13 protein-coding genes are annotated in these 15,894 nt (G+C 66.8%); 10 read left to right on the plus strand and 3 right to left on the minus strand.

Annotated features, from left to right (window positions below; all coding sequences use genetic code 11):
• Positions 1–196 precede the first annotated feature (196 nt).
• The 8 genes from HWX09_RS01680 (at position 197) to HWX09_RS01715 (ending at position 10,218) form a co-directional block, all read left to right on the plus strand.
• Positions 197–1,252, plus strand: a complete 1,056-nt coding sequence (locus HWX09_RS01680) for a porin (protein WP_027784317.1) — start codon at positions 197–199, stop codon at positions 1,250–1,252.
• Between the two features lie 78 nt (positions 1,253–1,330).
• Positions 1,331–1,726: a BON domain-containing protein gene (locus tag HWX09_RS01685; protein ID WP_051421390.1), complete on the plus strand. Its 396-nt coding sequence runs from the start codon at positions 1,331–1,333 to the stop codon at positions 1,724–1,726.
• A 201-nt stretch (positions 1,727–1,927) separates the two neighbouring features.
• Positions 1,928–4,096, plus strand: coding sequence for a family 20 glycosylhydrolase (locus HWX09_RS01690; protein WP_051421389.1), 2,169 nt, complete (start codon positions 1,928–1,930; stop codon positions 4,094–4,096).
• A gap of 158 nt (positions 4,097–4,254) precedes the next feature.
• On the plus strand, positions 4,255–5,502 hold the full coding sequence (locus tag HWX09_RS01695; protein WP_027784315.1) for an ROK family protein: 1,248 nt from the start codon (positions 4,255–4,257) through the stop codon (positions 5,500–5,502).
• Positions 5,489–7,042: a sugar ABC transporter ATP-binding protein gene (locus HWX09_RS01700; protein ID WP_027784314.1), complete on the plus strand. Its 1,554-nt coding sequence runs from the start codon at positions 5,489–5,491 to the stop codon at positions 7,040–7,042. The genes HWX09_RS01695 and HWX09_RS01700 overlap by 14 nt, the downstream gene beginning before the upstream one ends.
• Positions 7,043–7,082: 40 nt before the next feature.
• Positions 7,083–8,120 carry a ribose ABC transporter permease gene (locus tag HWX09_RS01705; RefSeq protein ID WP_027784313.1) on the plus strand — a complete coding sequence of 346 codons (1,038 nt, stop codon included), beginning with the start codon at positions 7,083–7,085 and terminating at the stop codon, positions 8,118–8,120.
• Positions 8,121–8,206: 86 nt separating this feature from the next.
• Positions 8,207–9,151 carry an ABC transporter substrate-binding protein gene (locus HWX09_RS01710; RefSeq protein ID WP_027784312.1) on the plus strand — a complete coding sequence of 315 codons (945 nt, stop codon included), beginning with the start codon at positions 8,207–8,209 and terminating at the stop codon, positions 9,149–9,151.
• Positions 9,152–9,279: 128 nt separating this feature from the next.
• A complete protein-coding gene (locus tag HWX09_RS01715; protein WP_027784311.1) occupies positions 9,280–10,218 on the plus strand; it encodes a carbohydrate kinase in 939 nt (312 codons plus the stop codon).
• A 22-nt stretch (positions 10,219–10,240) separates the two neighbouring features.
• Here the strand turns inward: HWX09_RS01715 and HWX09_RS01720 are convergent, their stop codons facing one another.
• From HWX09_RS01720 to HWX09_RS01730, 3 genes are all read right to left on the minus strand, one after another.
• Positions 10,241–11,971: a SulP family inorganic anion transporter gene (locus HWX09_RS01720; RefSeq protein ID WP_027784310.1), complete on the minus strand. Its 1,731-nt coding sequence runs from the start codon at positions 11,969–11,971 to the stop codon at positions 10,241–10,243.
• 24 nt (positions 11,972–11,995) lie between these two features.
• Complete coding sequence (locus tag HWX09_RS01725) at positions 11,996–12,622, minus strand: ParB-like protein (protein ID WP_027784309.1); 627 nt, start codon at positions 12,620–12,622, stop codon at positions 11,996–11,998.
• Positions 12,623–12,746: 124 nt separating this feature from the next.
• Positions 12,747–13,289 (minus strand): GNAT family N-acetyltransferase, encoded by a 543-nt coding sequence (locus HWX09_RS01730; protein ID WP_027784308.1) that lies wholly within the window; start codon positions 13,287–13,289, stop codon positions 12,747–12,749.
• A 278-nt stretch (positions 13,290–13,567) separates the two neighbouring features.
• Between HWX09_RS01730 and HWX09_RS01735 the strand changes: the two genes are divergently transcribed.
• Together HWX09_RS01735 and HWX09_RS01740 are read left to right on the plus strand one after the other, a co-directional pair.
• Positions 13,568–14,788 carry an MFS transporter gene (locus HWX09_RS01735; protein ID WP_027784307.1) on the plus strand — a complete coding sequence of 407 codons (1,221 nt, stop codon included), beginning with the start codon at positions 13,568–13,570 and terminating at the stop codon, positions 14,786–14,788.
• A 215-nt stretch (positions 14,789–15,003) separates the two neighbouring features.
• On the plus strand, positions 15,004–15,825 hold the full coding sequence (locus HWX09_RS01740; protein WP_027784306.1) for a TetR/AcrR family transcriptional regulator: 822 nt from the start codon (positions 15,004–15,006) through the stop codon (positions 15,823–15,825).
• Positions 15,826–15,894: the final 69 nt, after the last annotated feature.

The following is a 15,894-nucleotide window of genomic DNA, read 5'->3' on the forward strand; positions in this document are numbered from 1 at the left end:
CGTAGCGGGCCGCTGACGGCTGTCCAATCCGAGGCTTTGCTCAATTAACAAGCAATACACACTACTTGTAAGTTGCATCCGGACCTGCAATACGACGTGCTCGGTGCGTTACGCCTCGCTCCGCGTGGAACGCCGCCGTTTGCCCGGTGCAAGGTGCCAAGAAGCCGTACACAAAACATACAAACAGGAGACTGCAGTGAAAAAAGCCTTGTCGGCCATATTGCTGGCCGTACTACCAGGACTCGCCCAGGCTCAGTCCAGCGTGACGTTGTTCGGCACGCTGGGCGGCGGGATACGCTGGGTAAACGGCGTCAAAGGCGGCGGCCAGGCCGGTTTCGACGACAACTCGGTCGCCGGCAACCTGTACGGACTGAAAGGTCGGGAGGATCTCGGCGGCGGCATCAAGGCGATATTCGCGCTTGCAGGCCAGTTCAGTATCGGCACGGGAACGCTGCAGCCTGCCGCGGCCCTGTTTGGTCAGACGGCCTATGTTGGCGTGAGCGGCCCCTTCGGCCGCGTCACGCTCGGCAGACAGTTCAACGCGTCCGGCGATCTCGGCGTCCTCCTCGATCCGGCTGGCGGCCTGGGACCATTCGCGACGGAGCCGGGCGTGCTGTTTCTCGGCAACTATTTCACGGTCGATCCGCGGTTCAACAATACGATCAAGTACCTTGGCGAGGCTGGCGGCCTCCGGTTTTCCGCGAGCTATTCGCCCGGTGGCGTAGCCGGCAATCAGCGTGCCGGCACCAACTTCTCCGCAGCGGGGCTGTATCAGTACCAAGGCGCCGCCGTCGGCGTGTCCTACGGCAAGACCTACAGTCCTGACGGCACGCAGGCCGCGCAGACGATCATGGCGGGCGGCATGCTGCAACTCGGGCCGGTGCGCGTGCAAGTGGCTAATGCCAGTTTCGACGTGACCGCGAAGCATGCCGGCGGCGCGACGCGGCGCGACAATCTTTCGCTCGTCGGGCTGATCTGGCAGATGACGCCCTCCCTCCAATTGACCGGCGCGCTCTACGACGATATCGGCCGCAACCTCGGCAACGTCCCGGGAGCGAACGGACACAAGATCACGTCGTATCTGATCGCCGAATATTTCCTGTCGAAGCGAACCGAAATTTATGCGGAAGTGGACCGCAATGGTTTCACGGGAGCCTACAAGCGGGATCCAGTGAACCTCGCGGGGCTGAACCTGCGACCCGGCGCGAGCGCGACGACGGGCGTATCGGTCGGCCTGATGACGCGCTTCTAGACATGCCGCTTGCCTATCCGCCACCACCCGATGCGTGGTTCGACTTGCTCCCCACCTCACCGCACGAGGAAACACCCGATGAAGAACCTTGCTCGAGCGATTCCGCTTCTGGCGTTGATTTCGGCATGTGTCGCCGGTTCCGCTCAGGCCGGCACGCATCCCACCGCGTCGAACGGATCAGAAGTCGACCCGCCGTCGTCCGACGCCGTACAGCAGTCCACGCCCGACGCGGCTGCGGACAAGCAGCGCAAAGCCGAGGACCGGCTTCTCGCGCGGCGCGTCCGAGCCGCACTGGCACGCGCGAAAGGGTTGAACGCAACGCGCATTATCGTTCGCGTTCGCGACGGTATCGCCACATTGCAGGGGAGCGTCGCCGATACGACGCAGGCGGGGCTTGCCCTGGAAGCGACGCGACGGATTCGGGGTGTCACCGCGGTGCAGAACCAGCTTCGCATCACTGGCCAACTGCTTTGAACCCAAGACGACATGAAAGAAAACCACATGCCCCCTCGGCAGCACGACGTCCGCGACTCGAAACCGGAGCGGTGCTTGCCGAAACGGCTCTGCTCGCCCTCGACCGGGGGCACGGCAAGGGGAACGCGGATCGCATCCAAAGAGCCAGCCCTTACGCAAGGATTCAAAGGAATGCGCGATATGTTTCGATCTGGATTACTTATGGTATTGCTCCTGGCTGGCAACACCGGCGCAATGGCCGATACCGTCTCGCCAGGCATGCCAACGCAAGTCACTGCAAAAACAAGCATGCTGCCTCAACCCGCACACATAGCGGTCAATGAAGGCACGCTGCCGATTGCAGGCGCATTTCGCGTAACCACGAACGGTTGCGGCGAAGGCTTCGCCGATCATGCCGTGGCACGTTTTCAGCACGACGTGGAGCGTCTGACCGGCCTCGAATTCCACAAACCCGACGGGCCTGCGCTCACGATCTCCTGCAAGTCGTCGGCAATGCCCGACGCGCTGACCGCCAAAGAAAGCTATCACCTTGCCGTGACAGCGCAAGGCATCATGCTCAGCGCGGAGGAGCCGATCGGCGTTAGCCGGGGCCTCGCAACACTACGACAGCTCGTCGACCTCGGCGAGGGCGCCACCCTTCATTTCGCTACCGTCGACGACAAGCCACGGCTGGCCTGGCGCGGCTTGATGCTTGATGCAGTGACGAACTTCATCTCCGTCTCGACCATCAAGCGCCAGATTGATGCGATGGAACGGGTCAAGCTCAACGTCCTGCATCTGGAGTTGGCCGGGGACAATGCTTTTCGGGTTGAAAGCCTGCGCTATCCGCGTTTGACCAGCATGACATCCGGGTACTACACGCAGCAGCAAATCCGTGAGCTCGTCGCCTATGCCAGCGATCGCGGCATCACGATAGTCCCCACATTCAACATGCCGGGCCATTCGTTCGCGCTGTTGAAAGCCTATCCCGAACTCTCCGCCACGCCGATCGATCCCGACAAACCTGCATTACGGGCGGTCGCGGCGATCAATCCGGTGAACGAAGCGACCTATCAGTTTCTCGATAACCTCTTCGGAGAAATGGCCCAGCTGTTCCCGGGGCCCTGGATTCATACCGGTGGCGATGAAGTAGCGGGCGCCGCCTGGGCCGGGAATGCCGATATCCAGGCATTCATGAAAGCACATGGCATCACTGCCAAGGAGGATCTCCAGGCGCTCTTCGTTCGCCGGATGGATGCGATGTTGGCGCGGCACGGGAAAACGATGATCGGATGGGACGAGATCGCCGATCGACCCTTGCCGAAAGACGTCATCGTGCAAGCGTGGCGCTCGTCGAATTCGACGGCACTCGCCACCGCCGACGGCAATAGAGTCATCGTGTCGGCGGGCTACTATCTCGACTACCTATGGCCCTCCGCCAAGTTCTATGCGCTCGACCCCTTCGATTCAAGCGCCGCGAGCACCGTCACGCCGGGCGTTCTCGCCGAACTTCGCGGTAACCCCGCGCTGAGCTGGCTGGTCAACGAACACCATGTCGCCAAGCCTTTGCCGCCGCTGTCGGCAGGTCAGAAGAAGCGCGTCATCGGCGCGGAAGCAGCACTCTGGGGTGGCGAATTCTCTCCCGACGAAATTGAAGGACGGCTGTGGCCGCGAACAGCGGCACTCGCCGAGCGGTTCTGGTCGCCAGCCTCGGTTCGCGATAGCGCGGATCTCTATCGCCGGTTGATCGTCACCCAGGAAAGATTGCGCATTCTGGGGCTGCAGGACGACGTCAACAGGCGCCGGATTGCAGCGCGGCTGGCGCCGGACGACGTTGCCCCGATTCTCACGTTGCTCGATGTCGTGGAACCCGTACGCGGCCGCGCGCATGCCAAAGTACTGGCGGCACTCATCCTGGGCAAGAAGCCTCGACCCCAGCACTTCAACGAACTGGCTGACGGAGCGTCGGCGGACAGCCTCACCGCCAGGGCCTTCGAACTCGATGTCGACGCTTACCTGTCGGGAGACAAGAGCCGCGTGGCGTCGCTCGTCCGGCACCTGACGCTATGGCGAGACAACGCACCCGCCTTCGCCCAGGCGGCAAAGGGGCGGCCGCTGCTGGAGGCGGCACTGCCCATTTCGGATGATCTTGCACGGCTCGCCAACGCTGGCCTCGCGGCGCTCGACCTCAAGGAGCACGGCAACGCAATGCCGGAAGACCTGCTGGAGAATGCTCGCGCCATCATCCAACGACAAGCCGAGACCGAGCAGCGATTCGCGAAGATGACGAGCGCAATCGATATCGCTCGGCATCCGCAGCCGGCCGACCTCATGCTTGCCGTTACGCCGGCGATCGGTCGATTGCTCGAGGGCACCACCATCGCTCGCTAGTGCACTGCTCCGCCACCGCGCGCCGGCCTCCAATACCAAACGTCTGATGTAATGCACCGGGATTTCCCTAGGCTGACATACGGGCGCTCACGGGGTTAAATAAATCAACGTGATTTATTTAATGCGCCGCCGAGCGGTGCGACATGGAAGGAGACGCCATGAGAAGCCCGCACTTCGGCCAGGGAAGCAATTCGGCCAACGTGCGCCGTTACAACGAGCGCCTGTTGCTGAAGACGCTGCGCCGCGCGGGCAGCGCATCGAAGGCCGATCTCGCCCGTCTCGCGAGCATGACGGGTACGGCGGTCGGCAGCATCATCGCGTCGCTCGCCGACGCGAAGCTGATCGAATTCGCCGGCCGCACCGAAGGCCAGCGTGGCCAGCCGGCTTCGCTGATCCGCCTCGATCCGCGCGGCGCGTTCGGCATCGGCGTCCATCTCGACCGGATGCGCATCGAGACGGCGCTCGTCAATTTCGCGGGCGACGTCCTCGGCCGCCGCTCGCACGACACGCTGCTTCCCCCGCCCGCCGACGTGCTCGAGATCGTGCGTCACGACATCGATGCGATGCAGGCCCTGCTCCCCGACCATGACCGCGCCCGCCTGACCGGCATCGGCGTCGCGCAGCCGTACAACCTCGGCGCGTGGATGCGCGAGCTCGGCCTCGCGCCCGACACGTTCCGCGCGTGGGAAGACGTCGATTTCGCGGCCGACCTCGGCCGCACGCTGTCGCTGCCCGTATTCGGCGAAAACGACGGCAACGCGGCCGCGATCGCCGAACTGTTCTACGGGTACGGCCGGCAGTGCGACGACTTCGTCTACCTGTTCATCGGGCCGGCGATCGGCGGCGGGATCGCAGTCGACGGCGACTGCCTGCGCGGCGTGACCGGCAACGCGGGCGACATCGCGGTGATTCCGGTGCCGCCGAGCCGGCTGGCGTCCGCGCCGCCGCCGCGCGGCCAGTGGGACATCCTGCTCGCGCGCGCCTCGCTGCATGCGCTCGTGCGCCATCTGCGCCATCGCGGCGAGACGGTCGAGAATCGCGCCGATCTCGAAGCGTGCATCGCCCGCAGCCTGCCGGCCGTCGACGAATGGATCGACGATTGCGTCGACGCACTCGCGCCGGCGTTGCGCGCGGTGCTGTGCGTGATCGACGCGCCGGTGGTCGTGATCGATGCCGATACCGACGCGGGCCTGCTCGAAGCGGTCACGACCCGCCTGCGCGCGGCGCTCGTGGCCACCGCGCCCGAGGCGCGCGGTACGCCCGTGCTCGTGCGCGGCACGTTCGGCGCCGACGCCGGCGCGATCGGCGCCGCCACGCTGCCGATGTTTTTCAACTTCTCCCCGCGGGCCGGCATCCTCAAGGGCGCCCGCACCGACTCGCAGGAGGTCAACCATGTCGCGTTCTGAGTCGCCCCGTCCGTTGCTCGAGATGCGCGGGATCAGCAAGACGTTCCCGGCCGTGCGCGCGCTCGACAACGTCAGCCTGACCGTCTATCCGGGCGAGATCCATTCGCTGATGGGCGAGAACGGTGCGGGCAAATCGACGCTGATGAAGATCCTGTCGGGCGCCTATCGCGCCGACGCCGGCGGCGAGATCCTGATCGACGGCGAACGCATCGACATCGACGGCCCGCTCGCCGCGCGCGATGCCGGCGTCGCGGTGATCTACCAGGAGCTGTGCCTGTCGCCGAACCTGACCGTCGCGGAAAACATCTACGTCGGCCGCGAACTGCGCCGCGGCAACCGGCGCTGGGGCACCATCGACCGCGCGGCGATGGCGCGCGGCTGCCAGGACGTGCTCGCGCGCCTGGGCGCCCCGTTCGGGCCCGACGCGCTCGTCGACACGCTGTCGATCGCCGAACAGCAACTCGTCGAAATCGCACGCGCCGTGCACACCCGCGCCCGCATCCTCGTGATGGACGAGCCGACCACGCCGTTGTCGTCGCGCGAAACCGAACACCTGTTCCGTCTGATCCGCCAGTTGCGCGAGGAAGGCCTCGCGATCATCTACATCAGCCACCGGATGGCGGAGATCTACGAACTGTCCGACCGCGTGTCGGTGCTGCGCGACGGCGCGTACGTCGGCACGCTCGAGCGCGCGGCGCTGTCGGCCGAGCGGCTCGTCGCAATGATGGTCGGCCGCGACATCTCCGGCTTCTACAAGAAGGAACACGCACCGTACGACCCGGGCCACCTGCTGCTGTCGGTCCGCGACATCGGCGACGGCGCGCGCGTGCGCGGCTGCAGCCTCGACCTGCACGCCGGCGAGGTGCTCGGCATCGCGGGCCTCGTCGGCGCGGGCCGCACCGAGCTCGCGCGGCTGATCTTCGGGGCCGAGCCGCGCGTGCGCGGCGACGTGAAGCTGGGCGAGCGCACGTTCGGCGCGCACTCGCCGCGCGACGCGATCGACGCGGGCCTCGTCTACCTGACCGAGGACCGCAAGCGCCAGGGCCTGTTCCTCGACATGAGCGTGCGCGACAACATCAACATCTCCGTGTGCAACCGCGATGCCCGGCTCGGCGCGCTCGATCTCGCCCGCGGCGCCGAGCGCGCGCGCGACGCGATCGCCTCGCTGTCGATCCGCGTACCGCACGCGAACGTCAACGTCGGCGCGCTGTCGGGCGGCAACCAGCAGAAAGTGCTGCTGTCGCGCCTGCTCGAGACGAAGCCGCGCGTGCTGATTCTCGACGAACCGACGCGCGGCGTCGACATCGGCGCGAAATCCGAGATCTACCGGATCATCAACGAACTGGCCCGTGCCGGCGTCGGCGTGATCGTGATCTCGAGCGAACTGCCGGAAATCATCGGCGTCGCCGACCGCGTGCTCGTGATGCGCGAAGGCGAGATCGCGGGCGAGCTCGGCGGCCACACGCATACGCCGATCACGCAGGAAGCGATCATCGCGCTCGCCACCGGCTCGCAGGCCGAACTGGCCGACGCGCACTGACCACGGCCCCTTCATTTCCCTCTTCTTTCAAGGTACCGAAATGATCAACCCGACCAAGCAGCGGAACCTCGCTTCCGCGACCGCCCAACCGGTCGCCAACCGCACGCCCCTGATGCGCGGCGCCGACCATCGCGCCCGCATGCAATCGCTGATCCGCACGGCCGGCATGCTGCCGGTGCTGCTGGTCCTGTGCATCGGCTTCGGCTTCCTCACCGACGGCTTCTTCTCGCTGCAGAACCTGTCGATCGTCACGCAGCAGGCATCGATCAACATCGTGCTCGCCGCCGGCATGACCTTCGTGATCCTGACGGGCGGCATCGATCTGTCGGTCGGCTCGGTGCTCGCCGCCGCGGCCGTCGCGGCGCTGCTCGCGTCGACCATTCCCGGCTGGGGCTGGCTCGGCGTGCCGTTCGCGCTCGCCGTCGGCCTCGTGTTCGGCGCGATCAACGGCGGGCTGATCTCGTTCCTGCGCCTGCCGCCGTTCATCGTCACGCTCGGCGCGATGACGGCCGTGCGCGGCGTCGCACGCCTGATCGGCAACGACACGACCGTGTTCAATCCGCAACTGCCGTTCGCCTTCATCGGCAACGGCTCGATCCTCGGCGTGCCGTGGCTCGTCGTGATCGCATGCGCGGTGATCGCGATCTCGTGGTTCATCCTGCGCCGCACGGTGCTCGGGATGCGGATCTATTCGGTCGGCGGCAACCCGGAAGCCGCGCGCCTGTCCGGCATCAACGTGCGGGCGATCCAGATGTTCGTGTATGCGGCGTCGGGCCTGCTCGCGGGCCTCGGCGCGGTGATGTCGGCCGCGCGCCTGTATGCGGCCAACGGCCTGCAGCTCGGCCAGTCGTACGAGCTCGATGCGATCGCCGCGGTGATCCTCGGCGGCACGAGCTTCGTCGGCGGCGTCGGTTCGATCGTCGGCACGCTGATCGGCGCGCTGATCATCGCGGTGCTGACCAACGGGCTCGTGCTGCTGGGCGTGTCCGACATCTGGCAGTACATCATCAAGGGGCTGGTGATCATCGGCGCGGTCGCGCTCGACCGCTATCGCCAGCGCGACTCGGCCCGGACCTGACACCCTTTCCTCACAGCTCAACCATCGGCGCGCGGGCAGGTCCGCCTGCGCCCGTTCGCCAACAGACCTCACGGAGACACAACGACATGTTCAAGCACACCGCCGCCCTGACCGCCGTCGCCTGCGCACTCGCCTTCGGCGCCGCCGCCGCCCATGCGGCCGACAAGCCGCTGAAATCGATCGGCGTCACGGTCGGGTCCCTCGGCAATCCGTACTTCGTCACGATCGTGAAAGGCGCCGAAGCGCGCGCGAAGCAGCTCAACCCGAATGCGAAGGTCACGGCCGTGTCGGCCGACTACGACCTGAACAAGCAGTTCACGCAGATCGACAACTTCATCTCCGCGCACGTCGACATGATCCTGCTCAACGCAACCGATCCGAAGGCGATCGAGCCGGCGGTGAAGAAGGCGCAGGCGGCCGGCATCACGGTCGTCGCGGTGGACGTCGCGGCGGCCGGCGCGAACGCGACCGTGCAGACCAACAACGTGAAGGCCGGCGAACTCGCGTGCGACTACCTCGCGAAGAAGCTGAACGGCAAGGGTAACGTGCTCATCGAGAATGGCCCGCAAGTGTCGGCCGTGATCGATCGCGTGAACGGCTGCAAGGCCGTGCTCGCGAAGAACGCCGGCATCAAGCTGCTGTCGAGCGACCAGGACGGCAAGGGCTCGCGCGAAGGCGGGATGAACGCGATGCAGGGCTACCTGACGCGCTTTCCGAAGCTCGACGGCGTGTTCACGATCAACGACCCGCAGGCGATCGGCACCGATCTCGCGGCGAAACAGCTGAACCGCCCGAACATCGTGATCACGTCGGTCGACGGCGCACCCGACATCGAGGTGGCGCTGAAGTCGAACACGCTCGTGCAGGCGTCGTCGAGCCAGGATCCGTGGGCGATGGCGCAGCAGGCCGTCAACGTCGGCTACGGGATCATGAACGGCCAGAAGCCGGCCAACCCGATGATCCTGATCGAGCCGACGCTCATCACGCGCGACAACGTGAAGACCTACAAGGGCTGGAGTTCCCCGCGCTGATCGCGGCGACGCGCCCGCGAGGCCGGGCGGTGCCGGCGCGCGTCGCCACGCGCGACGGCCGGCACTACCCGTCCGTTCAGATCAACCGCCGTACGGCCGCGCACGATACCGCGGCACAAGGTTTACACATGACGACGACGTTTCCCCGCCTGATCGTTTTCGGCGAAGCGCTGACCGATTTCATCCGCGACGACGCACGGCACTGGCACAGCGTCGCCGGCGGCTCGTGCTGGAACGTCGCGCGCGTCGGGGCGCGACTCGGCGCGCCGACGGCCTTCGCCGGCACGGTGAGCCGCGACACCTTCGGCGACGAGCTGATGCGCAAGAGCGCCGACGCGGGCCTCGACATGCGTTTCATCCGGCAGGTCGACCGCGCACCGCTGCTCGCGATGGTCGTATCAAAACAGCCGCCCCACTATTTCTTCATCGGCGAAAACAGCGCCGATCTCGCCTTCGATCCGGCCGACTTGCCCGCCGGCGCCTTCGACGCGGCCGACATCGTGCACGTCGGCTCGCTCGGCGTCGTGCGCGAGCCGCTCGCGTCGCGCCTGATCGCGCTCGCGCAGGCCGCGCGCGCGGCCGGCAAGCGAATCTCGTTCGACCCGAACTTCCGCGCCCCGATGGCCGCGCCGTCGTATCGCGACACGCTACGCCGGCTGACCGCGATCGCCGACTGGATCAAGGTATCCGACGAGGATCTGCACGGGCTGTTTCCGGAGCTCGACGAAGCGGCCGCGCTCGCGCAACTGCGCACGTGGGCGCCCGACGCGACGCTCCTCGTCACGCGCGGCGCAGCCGGCATGCAGCTGCTGCATCGCGATACCGTGCTGTTTCAGCCCGCGTTCCCGACCGAGGTTGCCGACACGGTCGGCTGCGGCGACGCGAGCATCGGCGGCTGGCTCGCGAGCCAGCTTGCCCGGCCCGAAGCGTCGGCCGCCGAGCATCTGCGCTACGCGGCCGCGTGCGCGGCGGTCGCCTGTGCCCATGCGGGCGCCTATGCGCCGACGGCCGCGGAAGTGGTCGACATGATCGAGCGCACCGCCGCCAGCGCCGCGCTTTCGCAATAGACGGCGCCGAGGCGCCGCGCCCTCACGCGGCGCTCGGGCCGTCGCTGCCGGCCGGCGGACGGCCAGCCTGCAAGAGTTGCAGGCTCTCGTCGACGCTCAGTTCCGACATCGCGTCGTCGTGCAGCGTGTCGTCCGCCGCGCGGCGCAGCGCATGCAGCGCGTGCATCTTGAGCCGGACGAGCGCGAGCCGCAGCCCGCGCGCCGCGCATTCGGCCGCGAACGTGCGCAACGATTCGATCGTCGTGCCGTCGACGTCCGGCGTTTCCTCGAGACTCAACATCACGGTATGCGTGTCCGGTGCGGCCTTCATCAGCGCCCGCACGCGATTGAGCATCCGGTCCGCATTCGCGAAGAACAACTGCGCCTCGGGCCGCACGATCAGCACGCCCGACACCGGCTTCGCGTCGGCATGGCTCGCGACGTCGACGAAATCGTGGCTGTCGCGCAGCCGGCCGAGCACGCTGACATTCGGCTCGGACAGCTTGCGCAGCGTCAGCAGCAGGCTCACGCCGATGGCCGCGAGCAGCCCGTGCAGCACGCCGAGCACGAGCACCGCGAGCAGCGCCGCGATCACGACGAGCCGGTCGCGGTGCCACGCCCAGTACGGCCGGAACACGGACGGATGCAGCGAGTGGCTGACCGCGAAGATCACGATCGCCGCGAGCACCGGCTCGGGCGTGCGCGCGAGCTGCGGCAGCAGCAGCCAGACGATCAGCGCGACCACGCCCGCCGCCCACAGGCCCGCGAAGCGCGACTGCGCACCGGCCGCTTCGTTCGCCGACGTCGCCGAATAGCCGGCGCCGACCGGCATCCCGTGCAGCAGGCCCGACACGAGGTTCGCACAGCCGAGCGCGACGAGGTCGCGGTTCGGCGACACGGTATCGCCGTGCTTCAACGCGAAATTGCGGATCGATCCGTACGACTCCGCATACAGGATCAGCATCAGCGCGAAGGCGAGCTCGACCGTCTGCATCCATGCGTTGCGATCGAGATGCGGCAAGCCGAATTCGAGGTGCCGGAAGTCGATATGGCCGACGACCGCGATTCCGTACCGCTGCCAGTCGACCGCGTACCCCGCCGCGATCGACAGCACGATCACGACGAGCGTCGCGGGCACGCGCGAGCCGCGGCCGAGCACGAACAGGAGCGCGAGTGCGATCGCGCCGAGCACGGCACTCGCGAGGTCCGCATGCGGCGCGCCGGTTATCAGATCGAGCGCCACACGCGGCGCATCGCTGTGCTGCACGTGAATCGCGAGAATCTTCGGCAGCTGCTTGATGACGATCGTCAGTGCGAGGCCGAACGTGAAGCCGCGCAGCACGGGCCGCGCGACGAAATCCGACATGCCGCCGAGCCGCGCGACGCCCGCCAGGATGAACAGCACGCCCGTCATCGCGACGAGCGCCGCCGCGAGCGCGAGCTGCGCGGCCACCGCCATCCCCGATTCGGCGAGCACGGTCGCCGCGAGCACGGCAGCAGACGACGACGTCGACGACACGATCGCGAAGCGGCTGCTGCCCGTCAGCGCATAGACGACGAGCCCCGACAGCAGCGCGATCAGGCCGGCCTGCGGCGGCAGGTTGGCGAGGCCCGCATACGCGACCGCCTCGGGAATCAGCAGGCCGGCAATCGACAGGCCGGCCAGCGCATCGAGGCCGATACGTCGCGTGCGCGGCGCCGGCGGCGTGTCGAGCGCCGCGAAATGGTCAGGATGCTGCGGCCCCGCGTCAGGGCGGATCGGAGTGGTCGTCATGAGGCGGTACGCGCCGGGAGCCGGTCAGGGTTTGACGGCAATCACGCCCGACCAGCCGGGCAGATAGCGCGCATCCTGGTCGTGCGCGCGATGCAGCGCGATGTCGAGCGCCTTCGCGAAGTTCTTGCGGATCTGGTCGAGCGACACGTGCTCGCGCAGATAGTCGGCCCACAGGAATTCGCTGAACGGCGTCGCGTCCTTCGCATAGCCGCCCGCCGTGCGCAGCTCGCCGGCGAGGCTGCGGTACGGATCGTCCTCGAGCCCCGTCAGCACCTTCGGCAAATGCGCATAGTCGCGCCGCGAGCCGTCCGGGCCGAACGGGTGCACCCACTGGTTGTGTTCCATCATCCGCCAGAAGATCGTGTCGTCGAGCCACGACAGATCCTTCAGCAGCATCGCGTTCACGCGCGCCTCGCCCTCCTCGATCAGCGCGAGGCCGAGATGGTGGTGATCGGTGATGTAGTGCAGCCCGTCCGGGCCGAGGACGGCCGGGAACCAGTGCGATTCGATCGCGGCCTTGCGGGCGCGCTTGTTCAGCGCCTTCCAGTGCTTGCGCTTCGCCTTGACTTCGCGATAGCCGACCGTCATCTGAGTCGGACGCAGCGCGTCGAGCCTGACGGGGATGAGGTGAACGTCGTTGCCAAGTGCCATGGTCGTACCCATGTTGTGAATTTCCGGCAACGATACTCCTGATCGCGCAAGCCGTTAATCCGTCATGACCTCGATGCGCGTCCGGTTGACGATCTCTGACACCTGTCGCGCGCACGATGCCGCACTACGCGCGCAAATCGTTGCGTTCGAGACGATGACGAACGTAAGGAATGCCGTCGTGCACGACGCTCACGCGCCGCATGCCGAGCTTGCGCGCCACGTTCAGCGAGCCACGGTTGGCCTCCGCGATATCGGCGATCACGCGCGGCAGGCGCACGGTGTCGAACGCATGCCGCACGACGGCCGCCGCGGCTTCGCTCGCGATGCCGCGCCCCCACGTCGCACGCACGAGCCGCCAGCCGATCTCGACGTCGCGCGAGCCGCCCTCATAGTCGGGAATCAGCAGGATCCAGCCGATGAACACCTCGGGCGCGGCCTTCTCGAAGATCGACCAGTAGCCGAGGCCCGGCGGATAGTCGCGCGTGATGCGGTGCGTGACGAAGCGCCGATGCTCGACGGGGTCATGCCACGGCCCAGCGATGTGACGCGTGACCTCGGGATCGCGATCCATCTCGATGCACGCATCGAGATCGGCCAGCACGCGCGGACGCAGCCACAGCCGCGCGGTTTCCAGCACGGGCAATGTGTCGTCACAACGGTCGTTCATCCGGACTCCTGATTCGGTGGCATGGCGCATCGAGCGCATTACAGAATTGATACAAAAAGCCTTCCGAAATGATACAGATACCTGTCGCGTGTCGCGCGCGGTCCCGTTTCCGTTTCCGAAACAGTGCATTTCGTAGGGATTATTCCCGATTCGCGGCTATCGCGCCCCACATCGCGCAGCGCGGAAGCCTACACTCGATCAGTGCCCGCAGCGCGCGCGAGCCGGGCCGGTATCCGCATGCATATCGCGAGCGCGCAAGCCAACGAGGAGACCCGGACATGAGCTGGACCCGCGAGCAACGCAACGTCACGATCGCCGCCTACCTGGGCTGGACGCTCGATGCGTTCGATTTTTTCCTGATGGTTTTCGTGCTGAAGGACATCGCCGCGGAATTCGCGTCGACGATCCCCGCCGTCGCGTTCGCGCTCACGCTGACGCTCGCGATGCGCCCGCTCGGCGCATTGATCTTCGGCCGACTCGCCGACCGCTTCGGCCGCCGCCCCACGCTGATGGTCAACATCGCGTGCTATTCGCTGCTCGAACTTGCGTCGGGTTTCGCGCCGAGCCTCACCGCGCTGCTCGTGCTGCGCGCGCTGTTCGGCATCGCGATGGGCGGCGAATGGGGCGTCGGCTCCGCGCTGACGATGGAAACCGTGCCGACCCACGCGCGCGGCTTCGTGTCCGGGCTGCTGCAGGCCGGCTATCCGAGCGGCTATCTGCTCGCGTCCATCGTGTTCGGGCTGTTCTATCAATACATCGGCTGGCGCGGGATGTTCATGGTCGGCGTGCTGCCTGCGCTGCTCGTGTTGTACGTGCGTGCGCACGTGCCCGAATCGCCGGCATGGAAACAGATGGAGAAGCGTCAGCGTCCGAGCCTCGGCGCCACGCTGAAGCAGAACTGGAAACTCACGATCTACGCGATCGTGCTGATGACCGCGTTCAACTTCTTCTCGCACGGCACGCAGGATCTCTATCCGACGTTCCTGCGCGAACAGCATCATTTCGATCCGCATACCGTGTCGTGGATCACGATCGTGCTGAATATCGGCGCGATCGTCGGCGGTCTGTCGTTCGGCGCGATCTCGGAGCGCATCGGCCGACGCCGCGCGATCTTCATCGCCGCGCTGATCGCCCTGCCCGTGCTGCCGCTCTGGGCGTTCTCGAGCGGCGCGGTCGCGCTCGCCGCCGGCGCGTTCCTGATGCAGATCTCGGTACAGGGCGCGTGGGGCGTGATACCGGTTCACCTGAACGAGATCTCGCCCGACGAAATCCGCGCGACCTTCCCCGGCGTCGTCTATCAGCTCGGCAACCTGCTCGCCTCGGGCAACGCGACGATACAGGCGTCGCTCGCCGTGTCGAACCACAACAATTACAGCTTCGCGCTCGCGCTCGTGGCCGGCATCGTCGCCGTCGCGATCGCCGTGCTGATCCTGTTCAGCCGCGAGCGGCGCGGCATCGACATGACGCAATCGGTCAATACGCGTACCACCGCCGGGTGAACCCGCGCGTTGCGGCGCCGCATCATCGCGCGCGCCCCGCCCAGCAGGCGGTGCGCGTCGCGCTTTCCGCACTTGCACATCGAACTAGAGGAATTGGTCCAGATTCCCCGCTTGCCCGCCCCGCCCGCATTTTTTTATCTTAATGAAAACGATCGTTTGAATCAGGTAATCAAATCACCTGTTCGCGGCCGGGCAACCGGCATGGGAGGCGGAACATGGCAGTAAGTCAGGAGGGGCGGCCATCTGCGGGACGGCCGTCCGGGGCGCGATCATCGGGCACGCGGCAGACCGGCGGGACGAAGGCGCGCATTCTCGATGCGGCCGAGGATCTGTTCATCGAACATGGCTTCGAAGCGATGTCGATGCGGCAGATCACCTCGCGCGCGGCGGTCAATCTCGCCGCGGTCAACTACCACTTCGGCAGCAAGGAAGCGCTGATCCACGCGATGCTGTCGCGCCGGCTCGACCAGCTGAACCAGGAGCGCCTCGGCATCCTCGACCGCTTCGACGCGCAACTCGGCACGCACATCACCTGCGAGCATGTGCTCGGCGCGATGTTCATTCCGGCGCTGAAGGCATCGCGCAATCCCGAACGCGGCGGGCCGGGGTTCCTGCGGCTGATCGGCCGCGCATACACCGATCCCTCGCCGTTCGTGCGCAACTTCCTGACCGCGCACTACGCGAGCGTCGCGGGCCGCTTCTTCGACGCCTTCCAGCGCGCGCTGCCGCACCTGCCGCGCACCGAGCTCGGCTGGCGGCTGCACTTCGCGATCGGCGCGCTGTCCGGCGCGCTCGCGGGCGCCGAAACGGAAAGCCTGATCGACGAATTCTCGCAAGGCCGCACGATGAACGACGTGCAGATGATCGCGCGGCTGTCGTCGCTGATCGTCGCCGCGCTGAAGGCGCCGATGCCTGATAGCGCGCAACTGTCGATCTTCGCGGCGGTGCTCGACGACGCGGGCGCGAGCGAAGCGTTCGGGCTGCCGCAGTCGGCCCCGACGAGCGCCGAGACGGCGACGCTGCATTCCACGAACTGAGCGCGCGAGGCCACGCGCAGCTTCCTGTTCACGATTTGATCGATACGCGCGGTCGTGCGCGGCGCCGAG

The organism is Burkholderia sp. BCC1208 (assembly GCF_902833095.1).
Lineage (GTDB): Bacteria > Pseudomonadota > Gammaproteobacteria > Burkholderiales > Burkholderiaceae > Burkholderia.

Coding starts and splice junctions, on each gene's coding strand:
- HWX09_RS01735 (WP_027784307.1), top strand. CDS start 13,568: ATGAGCTGGACCCGCGAGCAACGCAACGTCACGATCGCCGCCTACCTG.
- HWX09_RS01690 (WP_051421389.1), top strand. CDS start 1,928: ATGGTATTGCTCCTGGCTGGCAACACCGGCGCAATGGCCGATACCGTC.
- HWX09_RS01715 (WP_027784311.1), top strand. CDS start 9,280: ATGACGACGACGTTTCCCCGCCTGATCGTTTTCGGCGAAGCGCTGACC.
- HWX09_RS01725 (WP_027784309.1), bottom strand. CDS start 12,622: ATGGCACTTGGCAACGACGTTCACCTCATCCCCGTCAGGCTCGACGCG.
- HWX09_RS01740 (WP_027784306.1), top strand. CDS start 15,004: ATGGCAGTAAGTCAGGAGGGGCGGCCATCTGCGGGACGGCCGTCCGGG.
- HWX09_RS01720 (WP_027784310.1), bottom strand. CDS start 11,971: ATGACGACCACTCCGATCCGCCCTGACGCGGGGCCGCAGCATCCTGAC.
- HWX09_RS01685 (WP_051421390.1), top strand. CDS start 1,331: ATGAAGAACCTTGCTCGAGCGATTCCGCTTCTGGCGTTGATTTCGGCA.
- HWX09_RS01730 (WP_027784308.1), bottom strand. CDS start 13,289: ATGAACGACCGTTGTGACGACACATTGCCCGTGCTGGAAACCGCGCGG.
- HWX09_RS01700 (WP_027784314.1), top strand. CDS start 5,489: ATGTCGCGTTCTGAGTCGCCCCGTCCGTTGCTCGAGATGCGCGGGATC.
- HWX09_RS01705 (WP_027784313.1), top strand. CDS start 7,083: ATGATCAACCCGACCAAGCAGCGGAACCTCGCTTCCGCGACCGCCCAA.
- HWX09_RS01710 (WP_027784312.1), top strand. CDS start 8,207: ATGTTCAAGCACACCGCCGCCCTGACCGCCGTCGCCTGCGCACTCGCC.
- HWX09_RS01695 (WP_027784315.1), top strand. CDS start 4,255: ATGAGAAGCCCGCACTTCGGCCAGGGAAGCAATTCGGCCAACGTGCGC.